This is a genomic window from Cronbergia sp. UHCC 0137 (assembly GCF_034932285.1).
In the GTDB taxonomy this organism is placed as follows: domain Bacteria; phylum Cyanobacteriota; class Cyanobacteriia; order Cyanobacteriales; family Nostocaceae; genus Cronbergia.
This window is the reverse complement of sequence record NZ_JAYGHC010000083.1, coordinates 1-17,560: the sequence shown is the minus strand read 5'-3', so window position 1 is coordinate 17,560 and position 17,560 is coordinate 1. Positions and strand designations below refer to the sequence as shown.

General features: G+C 38.6%; 15 protein-coding genes, 1 tRNA gene and 1 pseudogene. 8 read left to right on the top strand and 9 right to left on the bottom strand.

Features of this window, described 5'->3' with window-relative positions; genetic code table 11:
• Nucleotides 1-543, top strand: a 543-nt coding sequence (locus VB711_RS25195) for a hypothetical protein (RefSeq protein WP_323289174.1), incomplete at its 5' end; no start/stop codon positions are given.
• Nucleotides 544-972: 429 nt separating this feature from the next.
• Here the strand turns inward: VB711_RS25195 and VB711_RS25190 are convergent.
• On the bottom strand, nt 973-1,530 hold the full coding sequence (locus tag VB711_RS25190; RefSeq protein ID WP_323289173.1) for a hypothetical protein: 558 nt from the start codon (nt 1,528-1,530) through the stop codon (nt 973-975).
• Nucleotides 1,531-1,649: 119 nt separating this feature from the next.
• Here VB711_RS25190 and VB711_RS25185 point away from each other — a divergent pair, with 119 nt between their 5' ends.
• Nucleotides 1,650-1,850, top strand: a complete 201-nt coding sequence (locus VB711_RS25185) for a hypothetical protein (protein ID WP_323289172.1) — start codon at nt 1,650-1,652, stop codon at nt 1,848-1,850.
• 163 nt (nt 1,851-2,013) lie between these two features.
• Entirely contained in the window at nt 2,014-2,307 is a 294-nt protein-coding gene (locus tag VB711_RS25180; protein WP_323289171.1) for a hypothetical protein, read from the top strand.
• Between the two features lie 356 nt (nt 2,308-2,663).
• Here the strand turns inward: VB711_RS25180 and VB711_RS25175 are convergent.
• Together VB711_RS25175 and VB711_RS25170 are read right to left on the bottom strand one after the other, a co-directional pair.
• Nucleotides 2,664-2,736: transfer RNA gene (locus tag VB711_RS25175), tRNA-Phe, on the bottom strand.
• 78 nt (nt 2,737-2,814) lie between these two features.
• A complete protein-coding gene (locus VB711_RS25170; RefSeq protein WP_323289170.1) occupies nt 2,815-3,684 on the bottom strand; it encodes a metal ABC transporter permease in 870 nt (289 codons plus the stop codon).
• Nucleotides 3,685-3,943: 259 nt separating this feature from the next.
• On the opposite strand from VB711_RS25170, the gene VB711_RS25165 reads away from it, so the two are divergent.
• Nucleotides 3,944-4,207, top strand: a complete 264-nt coding sequence (locus tag VB711_RS25165; protein ID WP_416233621.1) for an ArsR/SmtB family transcription factor — start codon at nt 3,944-3,946, stop codon at nt 4,205-4,207.
• 53 nt (nt 4,208-4,260) lie between these two features.
• On the opposite strand, the gene VB711_RS25160 is transcribed toward VB711_RS25165, so the two are convergent.
• Nucleotides 4,261-5,043, bottom strand: a complete 783-nt coding sequence (locus tag VB711_RS25160) for a metal ABC transporter ATP-binding protein (RefSeq protein WP_416233620.1) — start codon at nt 5,041-5,043, stop codon at nt 4,261-4,263.
• A 40-nt stretch (nt 5,044-5,083) separates the two neighbouring features.
• Nucleotides 5,084-6,052: a metal ABC transporter substrate-binding protein gene (locus tag VB711_RS25155; protein ID WP_323289168.1), complete on the bottom strand. Its 969-nt coding sequence runs from the start codon at nt 6,050-6,052 to the stop codon at nt 5,084-5,086.
• Nucleotides 6,053-6,385: 333 nt separating this feature from the next.
• On the opposite strand from VB711_RS25155, the gene VB711_RS25150 reads away from it, so the two are divergent.
• On the top strand, nt 6,386-7,942 hold the full coding sequence (locus tag VB711_RS25150) for an iron uptake porin (RefSeq protein WP_323289167.1): 1,557 nt from the start codon (nt 6,386-6,388) through the stop codon (nt 7,940-7,942).
• Nucleotides 7,943-8,512: 570 nt separating this feature from the next.
• On the opposite strand, the gene VB711_RS25145 is transcribed toward VB711_RS25150, so the two are convergent.
• Together VB711_RS25145 and VB711_RS25140 are read right to left on the bottom strand one after the other, a co-directional pair.
• A complete protein-coding gene (locus VB711_RS25145; RefSeq protein ID WP_323289166.1) occupies nt 8,513-10,234 on the bottom strand; it encodes an NFACT family protein in 1,722 nt (573 codons plus the stop codon).
• A gap of 392 nt (nt 10,235-10,626) precedes the next feature.
• Complete coding sequence (locus VB711_RS25140; RefSeq protein ID WP_323289165.1) at nt 10,627-11,265, bottom strand: histidine phosphatase family protein; 639 nt, start codon at nt 11,263-11,265, stop codon at nt 10,627-10,629.
• A 241-nt stretch (nt 11,266-11,506) separates the two neighbouring features.
• Between VB711_RS25140 and VB711_RS25135 the strand changes: the two genes are divergently transcribed.
• Nucleotides 11,507-13,516 carry a bifunctional serine/threonine-protein kinase/formylglycine-generating enzyme family protein gene (locus VB711_RS25135; protein ID WP_323289164.1) on the top strand — a complete coding sequence of 670 codons (2,010 nt, stop codon included), beginning with the start codon at nt 11,507-11,509 and terminating at the stop codon, nt 13,514-13,516.
• A 581-nt stretch (nt 13,517-14,097) separates the two neighbouring features.
• On the opposite strand, the gene VB711_RS25130 is transcribed toward VB711_RS25135, so the two are convergent.
• A complete protein-coding gene (locus tag VB711_RS25130) occupies nt 14,098-15,054 on the bottom strand; it encodes an Rpn family recombination-promoting nuclease/putative transposase (RefSeq protein WP_323289163.1) in 957 nt (318 codons plus the stop codon).
• 48 nt (nt 15,055-15,102) lie between these two features.
• On the opposite strand from VB711_RS25130, the gene VB711_RS25125 reads away from it, so the two are divergent.
• Nucleotides 15,103-15,678: a GNAT family N-acetyltransferase gene (locus tag VB711_RS25125; RefSeq protein ID WP_323289162.1), complete on the top strand. Its 576-nt coding sequence runs from the start codon at nt 15,103-15,105 to the stop codon at nt 15,676-15,678.
• A gap of 38 nt (nt 15,679-15,716) precedes the next feature.
• Nucleotides 15,717-16,901: an NAD(P)/FAD-dependent oxidoreductase gene (locus VB711_RS25120; protein ID WP_323289161.1), complete on the top strand. Its 1,185-nt coding sequence runs from the start codon at nt 15,717-15,719 to the stop codon at nt 16,899-16,901.
• Between the two features lie 490 nt (nt 16,902-17,391).
• On the opposite strand, the pseudogene VB711_RS25115 reads toward VB711_RS25120, so the two are convergent.
• Nucleotides 17,392-17,560 (bottom strand): annotated as a pseudogene (locus VB711_RS25115) (Uma2 family endonuclease); the annotation flags it as partial.

Sequence of the window (17,560 nt, the reverse complement as noted above, 5' to 3'; positions counted from 1 at the left end):
ATGGTACAGCAAGAGGAATTAATAGAACAATACAAAGCAGGGGGACAATCTGAATATCAAATTGAAAAAGTACAAAAAGTAAATGAAGACCTTGTATATACCTTTCATGGTTTGACAGAATATTTAACCCGTAGGGATGAAAGGGACAAACAAGAGGCTTTGCTAAAAGCAACTAAGAGACAGGCTGAAAAAGACCGTCAAAAAGCACTAGAGAGTGAAGCATTAGAAAAGGTAAAAAAGGAAGGCATTGGTATTAGTGGTGAGTTTCAAAAAATTCATTGGAGTGAATTTTCCAGCCCTTGCAAGAAAAATATTCACTCATCTATGGTACTGTTACCAGACGGAATGATAGAACAAAAAATAGCCACTGGAGAGTGTTTAAAAGGTCAAAAAAAAAGTATCGTAAAAAATCTTGAAGTCACCTATGACAAGGACTATGTTGTTGAATGGTTAAAAGTGAAAGTAATCTCACAACTAGAAGAATTACCACTTGAAACTATACAAGCCTTGGTAGCTGAGGCTTATAAAAAATCAGGAAAATAGTTACCGGGTAAAATTACCTGATAACTCTTCAATCGGTATTGATGACATCAAAGACCCTAGCTGTTACTAGAGTTTGATAAACATAACCTTCAAGTTACCTGGTAAGTTATCGGGTAACTTTTTTTAAAGAATTAAATAGGATTAAAACCATAACAGTTAACCAAGCAACTAACTAAGTTACCAGGTAAATTACTGGGTAAAACTATTTGGTAGTTTTTTAACTATAATCAATCAACGTAACCAGCAGGGTAAGCATTAACTTAATAACTAAAATATGTTTAATTTTTTATTATTTATATTATTTATATATTAATTATTAATTAATATATATATTAGTTAATTATATATATAAATTAACTTATTAAAATTAAACTCTTATCACTAAGTAAAGATGATAAGAGTTACACCACTATTTAATTGGAACTGACTTTACTGATTGTAGAGACAATCTTTTTCTACTAGGTTTGTAACCCCAGGATTGGCATACTTCCAATTAGAAGCAATACAGATTACAAATCTGAAAGGTTTTGACATTAACGCTACCCTTGCTAGTTCTTTACTGTAAGGGTTGATTTCTGGATAGTAATCACTCACTTGAAGTGTCCAATCAATAAAGCAATTAACAAAGCTACCAATGTCTAAATATTGTTGGCAGTAGGTTCTAATGTTATTCTGGTTTGGAACATCAGCAAGGGTAGGAAATGACTTAATTAAACTACTGTTGTAGTGTTTAATGAACTTTTCAATGTCTGAATAACTCAGTCGTTCTACTTTGATATTTTGTTTATTATCAAAGCATTTACGGTTATGTGTCTTACCTTTCAAAACAGCTAAAACTGTTACACATACGATATCAGTTAGTCTGTCTGTTGAACCCTTAAACGGGTGTTGCATTGACAACTGAAAAGTATCCCTCATTTGATAGGTAAACAATGCTGGTGTTAAGTCACTTATCAATGGCTTTGACAGTGATGTGTAATTGTGCATAATTAAATTGCCTGAGATATGGTGTTTAGTGGTTGTAACCGTCCAAAGTAGCAACCACTAAAACATTGAAACACTTGTTACCAGATGATTCAACTTATTTTAATTATTCTTTAATAACTATGCCTAACCCTAAAGGTAATCCTAAAACGCTAAAACCTATCACCACGGATAGAGATGAACCATTGACTAGACAAGTAGCGATAAGGGTAACTGAGGCAGTTTACCAAGCGTTGCAATCGTTAGGTGATAAAAAGGCTGAGTTTTGCAGAGATGCAATTAAAAAGGCACTTGATGACTGTAGTGGTGATTCTAGGGGTTAGGTGACAACTGACAACTATATAAGAGTTTCTATATCTATGTTGATATTTTAGCCAAATATAATTACCGGATAACTTTACCGGGTAACTCCCTAATCGGAGCATATTATGTTGATTGACACTAACTCATTTATCTGTTACAGTTAATTCGTTGAGTTGATTGTTAATGATAATGGTAAATGAAACCACCGTTAAACGTGGTAGGGGACGACCTGCTGGTATTGCCAGGGAAGGTACTTATGGTACAGGGGTTAAAACAAAGGTGGTGCGTGTGCCGGAGGATATCGCTAAAAATATTCCTGAGATACTTACCAAGTTTGAACAGATTAAAGCCTTTGTAGATGCTTGGGATGCTCAAATAGAGAACGCAGCGCAATCAAGTACCAAAGGTAAACCGTCACCACGTTATGACAAAGCTATGGTTATGCTGTCTGAGTTACGTCAATATTTGGGTGAATAGTACAAAAGACCTATTTGTGGTAAGTGCTTCCAATTTTTACTTTGACCTGTTACCAAGGGTAGAAAAATTTATATCCTTGGTAGCTTGCCTGTTATATCTATTAGAACAATCAAAATATATTTACCGGGTAACTTACCCGATAACTAAAACAACAAATAGTTAAACACCTAAATAAAGTCATAAAACCTAAAATCTCATACCTGCCAGAAAATCACTCAAGTAGAGTACACCTGTACTGGTTGCTTACTCACTTCACCATAAGTTATAGTAGTCGTTGAGTAAATAGTGAGTAAGCAATTGCGAAAGTTGTTAGAGCAGAAGACTGAAAAGCCTTGTGTCTAAGGTGAAAGGACGAATGCCAGGAACCGGACTTGAACCGGTGACACGAGGATTTTCAGTCCTCTGCTCTACCAACTGAGCTATCCCGGCGCGGGCTTGTGTTGTCGCCATGAATATTAAATATAGCAGAGCAAAAAGAATTTAGCAAGGGGTTGGAGAAAAAAAATTTTATGCCCCTGTGATCTTTAACTTAACTCCAGCCAAAACAGCCACAAAGACCAAAAACTGTACGAGAACGATACTCGGTCCAGATGCTAGGTTAAACAAGCCAGAGACAAGGATTCCGGCTATGCTGCTGGTAGCGCCAAGAATCACCGAGATAATCATAAAGCGGTTAAAGTGATGACTTATCAGTTTGGCTGTGGAAGCGGGAATGACTAAAAAAGCATTGACTAACAAAACACCCACGGCTTTAATTGCCACCGCCACCGCTAGAGACAGCAAAACAACAAACCCATAGCGGTACAATTGAATAGGGATACCTTGCACCTGTGCCACATCTGGGTTGAGAGTTAACAAAATTTGCTCTCGTAGGGTTGATAATAAAAAAACACTGCTACCCAACAGCACTACCATTGTCAAAATTAAATCTGTTGTATCAATGGCTAAAATATCCCCAAACAACACAGCCATTAAGTTACCACGATAACCTTTAATCAAACTCGTCAAGATTACCCCCAGTGCCAATGCCCCTGATAGCACTATACTAAGAACACTATCACTGGCTAAGTCTGTTTTATCAACGAAGTAGAGGACAATAACCCCAAAAATTAAGGTAAAAGGTAATAACATCCAAGTAGGATTCGTGTTTAACAATACACCTAATACTACTCCTACTAATGCTGCATGACCGACAGCATGACTAAAAAATGATAACTGTCGCAGTGTCACAAAACTACCTAGCAAACCGCCCAAGATTCCCATTAAAACTGAACCTGTTATGGCACGCTGCATGAAAGGGAATTGTAACAAGTTTACTAAGTCATGGATACTAATAACAGTTAACCACATTATCTGATCATCAATGAATAAGTTCATTTGTGATATTGTATAGTAATTTTTAGTTTTGCTGTAAATATATTATCTAGTTTTTCTACAATTTTTTTTTAATTTTAACGTTAACATCCAACTATAGGACGGTTTTTATTTTTTTAAATTTAAAAGCAAACTCCTATATTTATTTTTCAATTTTATAACCAACCTGCCAATGATTCAATCTAATCCTCAATTTACTTCAGATATTAATACCCTGAAATCCCTACCAGAACAACCTCTCAGCCAAGAAAAAGCTCAACGTATGGCTGAATTTTTCAGTTTCTTAGGAGATCCTAATCGGTTGCGGGTTCTTTCTTTATTAGCTAATAAGGAACTTTGTGTGGGTGATTTAGCAGCATTATTAGAAATGAGTGAATCTGCTGTTTCTCATCAATTACGAAATTTACGTGCTATGCGTTTAGTAAGCTATCGTAAACAAGGACGTAATGTTTTCTATCACTTACATGATAGTCATATTTTCCATCTTTATCAATCTGTTGCTGAACATATAGACGAAGCCGATTAAATAGGTGGGTGTTAAAAATTTTTGTGATGATAAGAGTATTGCAAATCAGATCATCAATGTTGGTGTAGGTAGCGACTGAAACCCAAACCGTAGGTAGCAAGGAGATTTTGCGGTGATAATGCGATTTCTGGTTTACCAGTACAGACGACTGTTTGGTTTAGACAAAGAACGCGATCGCAATGACGGTTTACCATATCAATATCATGGGAAACTTGTAACACTGTCCAACCTTCCTCTCGCTTTAACTCGTTTAATAAGGCATAAAAATCCGCCGCACCTTGCACATCTACTCCGGCAAAGGCTTCGTCTAATACTAACAGTTTACGTGGTGTTACCAAACAATAAGCCAACAAAACCCGTTTAAATTGACCACCACTCAGAGTTCCAATGGCTTGATTTCGCAGATGATATGCGTCTGTTCTTTGTAAAGCAGCTTTGATTGCGGCTGAGTTTTTTGGATAATTTTGCCGTAATCTAGAGAAAAACCCTTTTTTATTCTCATCTATTCCCAAACCTACCAATTCACTTACAGAAATGGGGAAACTCCGGTCAAAAATGAAATTTTGGGGCATATAACCCAATAAACGCCGTAAATGCCCAACTTTACCAATTGGACGACCAAATATTTGAATTGTACCAGCACTACGAGGAATCAAATCTAAAATAGCTTTAACTAAGGTGCTTTTACCGGCACCATTAGGACCAACTATTGCTGTGTCTGTTCCTGACAATAATTCAAAGGAAACGTCGCGTACAGCTAGATATTTTCCTTGATAGACAGTTAATCCTTCTACTTTTAAGATAGGTGATGTAATTGATGGTTGATCGTCGAGCATTTAAAGTTTAGATTGGAGATGGTAGATTGAGAATTAGAAATTATTTACACCCTGCTGCCAAGGTCTGCAAATTAGCTTTCATTGCTTTAAAATAATACTGCGGATCTGTATCACCTGTTTCTAATGAATCCAAAGTTTGCAAATTTAATTTTAAATCTTGGGAGAGACTTGTCAGTAATTTGTTATCTACCCCTGGTTCACTAAATAAAGCTTTAACTTTATATTTTTTGACAATGCCGATAATTTTCTGCACATCTTTTGGTGAAAGCTGGTCTTCGGGAATTTTAACTACAGCTACCTGTTTAAGATTATAACGTTTAGCTAAATAAGGAAAGGCATCATGAAAAGTAATGAAGGTGCAGTTAGGTGTTTGTTTGAGAGTCTGTTCAAATTCTTGATGTAGATTTTCTAATTGCTGAATATACGCTGTAGAATTTGCTTCATAAGTGGCTTTGTTTTTAGAGTCTACACTAATTAAACCATCCCGAATATTAAGGACTTGCTGTTTTGCTAAAATCGGATCTAGCCAAACATGAGGATTTCCCCCAGCGTGATCATGATCGTGATCATGTCCTGCTTTCTCTATCGGTGAAATTTCATCAATAGCTTTTATATTTTTGCTGGCATCAATTTCTTTAAGTTTGGGATTTCGAGCATTTTTTACCGTATCTGCCAAAAATTCTTCTAACCCTAACCCATTTTTTATTAATACATTAGAAAGTGCGATCGCTCTCACATTTTTTGGTGTTCCTTGATACTCATGCACTTCCGTACCCGGTGGCACTAATATCTCCACATCTGCCACATTACCAGCTACAGCTTTCGTAAATAAATACACAGGCAAAAATGTGGCTACCACCTTAGTTTTTGCTGGTTGTGGTATTGGTGGCTGTTCTGTAATTACCTCCTTCTCAGTAGTTCCTAAATTACAACTACTAGCAGTCAACAACATTAGCAAAGCCATTAAAAATCGGCAATTTGTCCCAATTCTATCAGTCTTCCATCTCATCTGTTCCTTAATCACTATTTTCCCCTCCTCAATAATACTTGCTTGATCTGTGCCAATAAAAATATTGACAATAAGACTTGTTCTCTTAAATCATACTATAATAATTATCATTCTCAAAGGAAATAGCCAAACTATTGCTGTGTAAGTAATTAAGATTGGTCTATTGGAAAGGGTCAACCTTGATCTTTATCTATTCATGAGGATTTCTTAACCTAGCTGTGACAAAAATTGCTTTTTGCTGTTAGGATATTGGCAAAGCTTTTTAACAAGTTCTGCTTTTGTACGCACGTAAGTAACAAACGTGTACCATAAGTAAATGGGTGTGAGGAAAAAATGCGGAAGTTTTGGACATATTTATTTGCTAGTTCAGCTATTAGCATGACGTTTTTGTGCATGAATGCTGCTGTATGGGCAACAGAGACCAATCAACAAGAGGAATTATCTCAAGTTACTTCAGTATCTCAGTTATCAGACGTGCAAGCCACAGACTGGGCGTTCCAGTCTTTGCAATCATTGGTAGAGCGTTATGGTTGTATAGCTGGCTACCCAAATGGTACATTTCGTGGGAATCGGTCACTAACAAGATATGAGTTTGCGGCTGGTGTGAATGCTTGTTTAGATCGGATTAATGAATTGATTGCCACAGCTACTGCTGATATGGTGACAAAAGAAGATCTAATTCAATTACAAAAACTGCAAGAAGATTTCGCCACAGAATTAGCGACTTTACGCGGTCGTGTAGATGTAGTAGAGGGTAAAACTACTGAGTTAGAGGCTAATCAATTTTCTACGACTACCAAACTCCAAGGACAGATTGTGGCAGTTGTCAGCGATGTGATTTCTGGAGAAAAAGTTGGGACAAGTACCTTTGCAGGTGTAACTCCTACCTTTGGGGCAAGGGCGCGGATTGAATTGGTGAGCAGTTTCACCGGACAGGATACACTGTTCACTAGAATCCAAGCCAATAATATTATTAGCCCAGACTTGATTACCAAAGAAGGTGGATCATCTTTTGCGGGAAGTAGTGGTGACACTAATGCAATTATAGATGCACTCTGGTATGGCTTTCCCTTGGGTAAAAAAACTCAAGTTAAGTTGATTGCCAATGCTGGGGCAGGGGATGATGTAACTAACACTGTTAACATTTTTGATGGTGATGGTGGTTTTGGTGCCTTATCTGCCTTTGGGACAAGAAACCCAATTTACGCACAGATGAATGGTGCAGGATTGGCAGTTAATCATCAATTTAGTGATAGATTAGGGCTGAGTTTAGGTTATTTAACTCCTTCAGGAAATAGTCCTACGGCTGGAAATGGTTTATTTGAAGGTGCTTATGGTGCTTTGGCACAGTTGACAGTCAAGCCGAGCGATCGCATTACTGTAGGTTTAACTTATATCAATTCTTACAAATCACCACTGACTACAGGTAGCACCGGTGCAACTCTCCAACCTTTAGATGTGGATGGAATGAATGGGATAGAAGTTGCATACTCCAGTAATTCCTATGGCGTTCAGGCTTCCGTTGGCATCAGTAAAAACTTTGTCATAGGTGGTTGGGCTGGATACACCAATAGTCAAGTTTTAACGGGACCAAATACAGGAGATGTGGATATTTGGAACTATGCTGTTACCCTTGGTTTCCCAGATTTAGGGAAAAAAGGTAACTTGGCTGGTTTGATAGTTGGGGTTGAACCAAGAGTCACAAGTTCTACCGTTGGCGTTATAGATAAAGACAAGGATACTTCATATCACATTGAAGGATTCTACCAATACAAAATCAGCGACAATATCAGCATTACTCCCGGAGTTATATGGTTAACAGCACCAAACCATGATAATGACAGCGATAATGTGGTAATTGGCGCTGTGAGAACCACATTGAGTTTCTAAGCAGAATTTAATTGGAAATCCAGTTCCCCTCTTCGCTTGCGAGGAGGGGTTTTATCGTTCTAGGACAGTTGGTACTAATGGGTTTACTTGCCCTTAACTTTACATGGTTTGGTTTTATGTTGCCTATCTACTTACCATAAAAAAAAGACCAGCTTCCCACGGCCGGTCTTTTAAAAAAAATTTTGCGTTGTCTTCTCAATAGAGTAAAAACCAAATTGCACGCTTCCAAAGTTCAACGGGCAACTTTTCTTAACAAGATTGTAACAGCCGGTACACTTTTTTTATGATAATCTTTCAAAAAAAATCTACCTGATGATGAACGAGGTCTATATTCGGGGATAGATGGGGACTAGAGACTGGGGAAAAAGGGAGAAAGGCGACGAAAATTAGTATCTAGTAGTATGTCAACGGAAAAATCACGGGTTCAATCGTCAGGTGCGTCAGATGTCAAATATCGTTAATTGTTGGTAAATTATCGAGTCTGACGCACCCTACCCTACTAATATGCCAGTTGGGTAAGTTCTGAATCCGTCTATTAGTTCTTGACCATTACCCATTACCCATTACCCATTACCCATTACCCATTAATTGCGGTTGTCCCCAAATGATGGTTTCTTGTTTGTACACTACAAGTCCTGGTTTAGTGCCTTTGGGTTTGTAAACGTGCTTTGGTTGGGTGTAAACTACTGGTACTTGGTCACTTTGACGGGCGCGACTGAAGTAGGCTGCTAGATTGGCGGCATATTTTAAATCGGCTTCTTCTGGGACTGCACCGGGTTCGAGACGTAGTAACAGATGGCTACCGGGAATTTCTTGGGCGTGAAACCAGAGGTCATAATCACCGGCTACACGAAATGTTAGTTGATCATTTTGGCGATTGTTGCGACCAATTAAAACTTCAAAGCCGCTAGGGGTGCGGTAACGATGAAAGTTGGTGGTGGGGGATTCAGTGCGGACTCGGTATCCTGGATCTTCTAGATATTTTTGTGTGATTAGTTCATCACGGATTTCTTCGATCGCTTGCAAATCCTCTGTTGTTTGGTAGGTGTCGATTTGGGAAATAGCGGCTTCTACTTGTTCTAAATAATTAAGTTCTGCTTGTACTTCTAATAGTAAGGGTTCTACGGCAGCACGGGCGCGTTTGAGTTTTTGGTGCTGTTTATAAAGCTTTTGGGCGTTCTGTACGGCGTTTTTATCTGGTAGGAGTGCGATCGCTATTGGTTGATTTGTCTCAAAATCTGGGAGAATGATTTCTTTCATCCCCACTTGCCAGTTATGGAGGTTAGCCATCAATAAATCGGCTTTTTGGCGATATTCGTCGGCTTGGTCTGATTGCTGTAGGCGATCGCTAAAGGTTTTGGCTTTAAGGCGTAATTTAGCTAAAATATTCTGTAATTTCTGACTTAATTGATGACGCAGTTGGGCGAATACCTGTTGATTAATCTCGTCGGTGTAGTAACGATATAGTAATTCTTGAATATTTTCTGCCCTTTTAACTCCACCCCAACCCATGACTGTATAACCATTTTTAGTCCAAGCAGGTTGAAATTTCCCTTCTTCTAAAGCCTGTAGCCATTCTTGCCAACGCTGAAATAGCCTTTGCCAATCCTGGGAATTAAGTTCCTCAGTGGTTGTTTCTGGGTCAATATTCGCCACAAACAGCATTGTATCTAACAAAGCCGAACTTAAACCACTGTAACTTTTCAATAATTGCCGTTTAATACCTCCTGGAACTAAACTCACCCGTTCTTGCCAACGAGCTTGATTTTCGCTCAAATTGGGGATTTTTCCTGTAAGTTTCGGTGGTGTTTCGTAAGGCTGTCCGGTTTGGATGGGACGAACGCTAGATTGTTGCTGACTAACTTGATGGGCGGCTGTGATAATTAAATTACTAGCATCCGTGAGAATGGCGTTACTGTATTTGCCCATTACCTCCACATATAAATGATAGAGGGCGCTTTCTCCAGGACGACGGGCGAATTGCAAATCAATTACACGTTCCCAGGGGGCGATCGCTTCTATTGTCACCAAAGCTAAACCACCCAATTGATGTACTAATTGCTGGCTGAAGGTGAAAGTATCTGGTGTGCGGGGAGGGGGATCACCAATACATATATGTGCAGCTTGGGGATGCCAAGATATCTCCAGCCAATCTCGTTGTTTAAGGGTACGCAATGCTACAGCAATAGTATAGCGATCGCGCTGGTAAACCTGTTCTGTGCGGGAAGGTAGCCATTTAGCGCGGATTTCGCTACAAGTAGCCGTTAAAGTCGTAAAGTCAACTGGTTGCAAAACAATTAGTTACTGGCGTTGAAAGGTTGATGGCCAATGATACTTCTATCTTCTCTAATTTCAAACGCAAATCACACAAAAAACTATGATAGGGTTTGCATAAAAATCTTTTGGTTAAGGCTAGGAGTCAGGAGTCAGGAGTCAGGAGTCAGGAGTCAGGAGGAAGAATTAGAAGAAGAGAAGAATATACTTGACTTTGGTCAAGTGATAAGTTTTTGGTAGTTTCAACGCTTATTCCTTGTACTTGATTCACCTTTTTAACTTTCAAACTCTTGATCTATCTAAATTTTAGCTTTATTAAGCAAGCCCTATGATATTCATTTAAGTAGAGTTTGCTGTTCGCGTAGCGTGGCGTTAGCTGTAAAAGTCATCTGTGAGGGGAGGGAACAGGATTATGTTCCTACACGCGAGCGAATATGATCTGGTATGTGATGGCGATCGCCTAAAATTTCTAATAAAGGCCCATTAACGTCAAATTTAACCATACTTACCGATGCGACTAAAATATTTACCCGATAACGATAGCGTCCCAAATCAATTCCTAGTAAACTGCAAAGCATAATCCGAATCGTGGCTTTATGGGAAACAACTAAAACATTACCTTGGGGATATTTTTCTTGAATCTCCGCAATTACAGGCATAGAACGGTTTGCAATATCTACCGCAGTTTCTCCACCAATGGGCGCATTCCAAGCTGGCTCCGTCAACCATTTTACATAATTTTCTGGGTAATTTTCCTGAACAAAGGATTTACTCTTAGTTTCCCATTCACCGTAACTACCTTCTCTAAGTCCTTCCCTCACTTGCATATCCATCCCAATAGCATCACAAAATGGTTTAGCAGTAGCGATTGCCCGTTTCATCGGACTAACATAAACCCCGTCCCAGTTCAATTTTTTATAAACATCAGCAAAACTAGATGCCATTTGCATTCCTTCTTTTGTCAATTCTGCATCAGTTTCACCACAAAAATTACCACTTTGACTAAATGTAGTTTCACCATGTCGCAGTAAATATAAATTAAGTGTCATAGTTTGTATTGCGATCGGCATAAAAGAACTTGTACAAAATTAAAATACCATCAATCTAGCGATCAAATATGTGACACCAGGACAAACTAATCAACCAAAAAAGTCAACTTCCTCACACAATTTTATCTTCTCTTCCCACAGTTATTATTTTTCAGCGTAACTTCATCAGACAATTTTGCGTAATTAGGTCATATATAGTTGTATATATTGAAAATACCAATATATCTACCAAAATTCAATTATGTCTCAGGTATGTTGCCTCAACCCAGACTGTCATAACCCACCAGTAGCAGAGGGGACAAAATACTGTCCTAACTGCGATGTTACTCTAATCATCCTCAGAAACCGTTACCGTCCCGTTAAACCCCTGGGAGGTGGAGGATTTGGAAAAACTTATTTAGCCGAAGATATTGACAAATTAAACGAAAGATGCGTTATTAAACAACTCGCACCCCAAACTCAAAGCACCTACGCACTCAAAAAAGCCAAGGAGTTATTTGAACAAGAAGCAAAACAACTAAAAGACCTGAAAAGTTCCCAAATTCCCCAACTCCAAGCATATTTTGATCAAGATAATTGTTTATATTTAATTCAAGAATTTATTGACGGTGAAGATTTACTCAAAGAACTCAAAAACCAAGGAAATTTTAGCGAACAAAAAATCCGCAGTTTATTACAAGATTTATTACCAGTTTTGCAAGTAGTTCATGATCAAGATATTATTCACCGCGATATTAAACCAGAAAACATCATGCGTCGTCGTGATGGTAAATTATTTTTAATTGATTTTGGAGCATCGAAGCAACTCCAGGGAACAATGAAACCAGGTACAAAAATTGGTACTTTTGGTTATGCGGCTTTGGAACAAATGGAAGATAGAGAAGTTTATCCAGCCAGTGATTTATTTAGTTTAGCAGCAACTTGTTTTCATTTATTAACGGGGGTTTATCCTGGGAATTTGTGGAATAGACAAGGTTACAGTTGGGTGAAGCAATGGCGTGATCATTTACCGCAACCAGTAAGTTTAGAATTAGGAAAGATTTTAGATAAGTTATTGGATATAGAATATCAAAACCGTTACCAGACAGCCGAACAAGTTTTACAGGCTTTACAACCAGTACAACCAATTCAACCACCCAAAATACCGACAACAATCTTACCTCAACCAACACCGCTACCTGTTCCAGCACGAAAAACACGACCAGTACAACCAATTGTCCAAACAAACTCTTCCCGTCGGGGTTTTTTGCAAACTGTTGGTTTATTTGTGGGTGGGGTAACTGTCGCAGTGGTTGGACAAAATATATTTGGGAATAAAAATCAAAATTCAACACCAACAAATACAACTTCTACAGATACTCCAACAACGAAAAATACAACAACACCAACAAATACAACTCCTACAGATACTCCAAGTCGTCAAACTCCAACCAATAACCTCCAAACTTCAACATTTGAAGTAGTCACCACCGACGCGAGTGGAAATATCACCAACAGACGCAACGAAAGCGCAAATTATTTTGTCGAAGACTTGGGAAACGGGGTGACATTAGCAATGGTGGAAATACCAGGGGGAACATTTATCATGGGTTCACCGGCAAGTGAAGCCGAAAGATTTTCAGATGAAGGTCCCCAACGTCAAGTTACTGTTCCCGGTTTTTTCATGGCTAGATATCAGTTGACACAGGCACAATATCAGGCTATCATGGGTAAAAATCCCTCTAATTTTAAAGGCGACAACCGCCCAGTTGAACAAGTTAGTTGGAATGATGCGGTGGAGTTTTGTGAAAAACTAAGCCAAAAAACAGGAAAAAACTACAGCTTACCCAGTGAAGCCCAGTGGGAATATGCCTGTAGAGCCGGGACGACTACACCATTTTATTTTGGTGAAAGCATCACCACAGATTTGGTCAACTACGATGGTAACTACACTTATGCCAATGCCCCAAAAGGTGAATATCGTAAACAAACTACGGAAGTAGGAACTTTTCCCCCTAATGCCTTTGGTTTGTATGATATGCACGGTAATGTGTATGAATGGTGTAAAGATTTATGGAATGATAATTATAATGGTGCGCCTACGGATGGCAGTGCTTGGTTGACAGGTGATAATACATACAGGCTGCTGCGTGGTGGTTCGTGGTACATCAATCCGGGGTACTGTCGTTCGGCGCGTCGCGACAGGTACGGGCGCGACTACGGGGGCAACGGCATCGGTTTTCGTCTTGTGGCTTCTTCCAGGACTTCTTAGCCCTTTACTCTTTTACCCTCTTGCCCTTTTCCCTTCTTTCTTTTTCCCTTGCCCCCGCCGTCAGGCGGTAATTTTTTTTGCAAAAATGGCTGATTTATCTATAATACAGAAAACCTACGATTTAGTCAAGTGGTATATCCCAATTATTAATCAATTGTCTGAATCAGGATATCCAGGATTAAAGGATTAACAGGATGAAGTTTTAGGTTTGATTAGCAATTGAGTAGGATGGGTATTGTTCACGATGTTTAATTGTCTGATAGCGTAGCGTGGCGTAAGCCATATCAGGATATCCAGGATTAAAGGATTAACAGGATGATAATTTTAAAATTCTGAGAGGATGTTTGAAAACTTTTTCCGGGGGGAATCTAACCTCGGTATATCCCCTTGAATCCCCCTTAATAAGAGAGACTTTGAGGAAATTACTCCCCTTTGTAAGGGTGGTTAGGGGGATCTCAATTATATCAGGGTTTAGTATAGAGTAGTTCACCATTCTTCTATCCAAATATTAAAGAGAGTGAGGTAATTTGGTAGGGTAAAACCGAAGACTTACACCACTCTAAAATAGATATACTAATTTACTATTTATCCTGAGCAGCAATATTTTGTAACCAACCTTGCAAATCAGCCAAATCATTAAAATCCAAAAGTGCTTCGCTCAATTCTTCCAATACCGACAATGGTAAACAGGTAATCGTAGCAACCATTTCCCCAGGTAAACTCCCCATCCGCTTACCCAATATTCGGACAACCAAATTAGCAGCCTCTTCTTGCCGTCCTTTTTGTAGTCCCTCTTGCCGTCCTTTTTGTAGCCCCTCTTGCCGTCCTTTTTGTAGTCCCTCTTGCCGTCCCTCTTGCCGTCCTTTTTGTAGTCCTTCTTCTACTCCTTCTTCTTTAACTTCTCTATAAAACCTAGTTTCTTGTAATGTAATTCCCAACATAGACTCTACCTCCCTGCGATTTAGATTTTCAAACTTGTACACCATTATTGTCGTAATCATTTCTATTATGGCGCGACTTGATGCAGATGGTGTTTGTACATCAGTTCTTGCCAACAAATTCCTGGCTGCCACTGGTGCTTGTTTTTTTGTCAAAGTGGTTAACACCATTACGGACAACCAAACAGGTAATTCCTGAATATCTCCCAATTCGTTCAAATATACCCGATGGACTTGATCGCTGTGCAAAAACCCACGGTGGGGATGAAGATTCCCTTGTTCAATACTGCGAGATGGATAAATTATCACTACTTGCCAATCGCTGAATCTGTCTCGGTTACGGTAGAAGTATAGTGATGATTCGGCAATTACCCTTTCATAGAGTTGTTCGTCTTTTTGGAACTGCACTTCACAAAAATATACTACTCCAGGCTCATTATCTGGTGGTAGGAATACACCATCAATTTCAAACCTCGGTTCTTTTACTGCTACCGAGTCAAATATATATCTATCTGCATTCTCAGGCGGGTCTGTCAATAGCTCAAACAATAATGATGGCGACTGTTGAAATAGTTTATAAAATATCGAGTCTCGACGCATAAAGTTTTACCACACTGCTATAGATAAGTCCTGGAAAGATTAATAACTATGTTGTTGATTAAAGATCAAATTCAAGTTCGTCTGATGCAGGATAATATACATGATTATCGGCTAATGGAAAGATGGCGAACTGATGAACGAGTCTTAAAATTTTATGGTGGTAGAGATTATCCCTATTTTTTGGAAAGGGTGATCGAAACCTATCAACCACGAATTTTAGGCAAAGAATCGGTAATTGCCTGTATTTTTTCCTATCAAAACCTGGAAATTGGTTATTTACAATATTACGCTTTGAATGATTTGCCAGAAGAGGATAGAGAAAAATATGGTTTAGCTGTCACCGATTACACCTATGGTATTGATCTATTTATTGGTGAACCGAGTTATTGGAATCAGGGACTAGGTTCAAAGGTGCTTTCTTTGGTTGTTGACTATATTTTTACTCAATTGCAAGCTGTTAAAATTGTGATTGATCCAGATGTGAAAAATATCCGTGCTATTCGCTGTTATGAAAAGTGTGGTTTTGTAAAAATACGTCTGTTACCATCTTATCAAGTGCATGAGGGTAAATATCAGGATTGTTGGCTGATGGCAATAGATGGTAATAAATCGTTACACTGTTAGTAAGTTGCCTTGCGGGGATAGATAGCCCCAGAAAAACCATGACTCAACAAACTACGAAAATTTGTATTCTCGGTGGGGGATTTGGCGGTCTTTATACTGCTTTGCGCCTCAGTCAATTGCCTTGGGAATCAAAACCTGAAATTATTTTAGTCGATCAGAGCGATCGCTTTATCTTTTCTCCTCTACTTTACGAATTACTGACCGGTGAACTACAAACCTGGGAAATAGCCCCACCATACCAAGAATTGCTAAAAAACACAGGTGTACGTTTTTGTCAAGGTGTAGTTTCAAAGATTGATATCAGGAAACAACAGGTAAATTTAGAGCATGGGACAGAAATTAATTATGATAAATTAGTTTTAGCATTAGGTGGAGAAACACCCTTGGATTTCGTTCCGGGTGCAGCAACCTACGCCTATCCATTCCGCAATATAACTGATGTTTATCGCTTAGAAGAACGGTTGCGAGTTTTGGAAGAATCAAATCCAGAAAAAATGCGTTTAGCTATTGTTGGCGCTGGTTATAGTGGTGTAGAACTAGCTTGTAAATTAGCAGATAGAATTGGAGAAAAAGGACGTTTACGCCTAATTGAAATCGGCGATCAAATTTTACGAACTTCCCCAGAATTTAATCGCCAAGCTGCGAAAAAAGCCTTAGATGCTAAAGGTGTATTTATTGATTTGGAAACAAAAGTTATATCAATTGACCAAAACACCATCACCCTAGAATATAAAAATCAAGTAGATGAAATTCCTGTTGATTTAGTGATTTGGACGGTGGGAACAAGGGTTTCTCCGGTGGTGAAAAATCTACTTCTGAAACAAAATCAACGTGGACAAATTAGCATTACACCAACTTTACAAGTCCTTGAACATCCAGAAATTTTTGCTTTGGGTGATTTAGCCGATTGTCGTGATGCAGAAGGACAGCAAGTACCCGCAACTGCCCAAGTAGCTTTTCAACAAGCTGATTATGCGGCTTGGAATATTTGGGCTGCTTTAAGCGATCGCCCTTTACTTCCCTTCCGTTATCAACAGTTAGGTGAAATGATGGCTTTGGGGATAGATAACGCTACTTTAACGGGTTTAGGGATTCAATTAGATGGTTCTTTTGCTTATGTTGCCCGTCGGTTAGCTTATTTGTATCGTTTACCAACTTTCGATCATCAGCTAAAGGTGGGTTTTAATTGGTTAACACGTCCCATTCTTGATCTGCTTTCTTAGTAACTCAAGTTGCTAGTTATTAATTTTTCGGATATTTTATATTGTGTAGGGTGCGTCAGACAGAATAATTTAGGCTAAGATCGCTAATTTTAAGTTTCTGACGCACCTTATTGGATCTAACTAGCAACTTACGTTAGTAGAATTGATTGCAAGATATAGAATACAGTTAATACAGATGGAAAAATTCGGTGTAATAAACCGGATTTTTCATTTTTATAGCTAATCGCAATTAAACTTCTATAGAACCGACATTCCGCAGATGTAAACTCACATTATTGATATTTTTAAAAAATTCCAGCCAGAAAAAATTAATCTACCTAATTTTGTCTGGTTGAGGTTAACCTTTTTTTTCGAAAAATAGAGAGTTTTAAGTCATCATTATTTCATGAGGTTTTAAAATAGATTTTATCTTTCAATTAAAGTAGTGATTTTGGCTAAAATAACGATGACAATTACAGCAGCGATGGTAGCAGATTTAAATCAAAGAATTTTAGATTTCTGGTTCAATACCCAAGGCTTTTAATTGTGCGATCGCTTTTTCCGCCCGTTGGCGTTCCTGTTCTGCCCGTTGGTTTTCCAATTCTGCCCGTTGGTTTTCTAGTTCCGCCCGTTGACGTTCTTTTTCTGCTCTTTCATCACCAGTTAATAATAAATTCCCC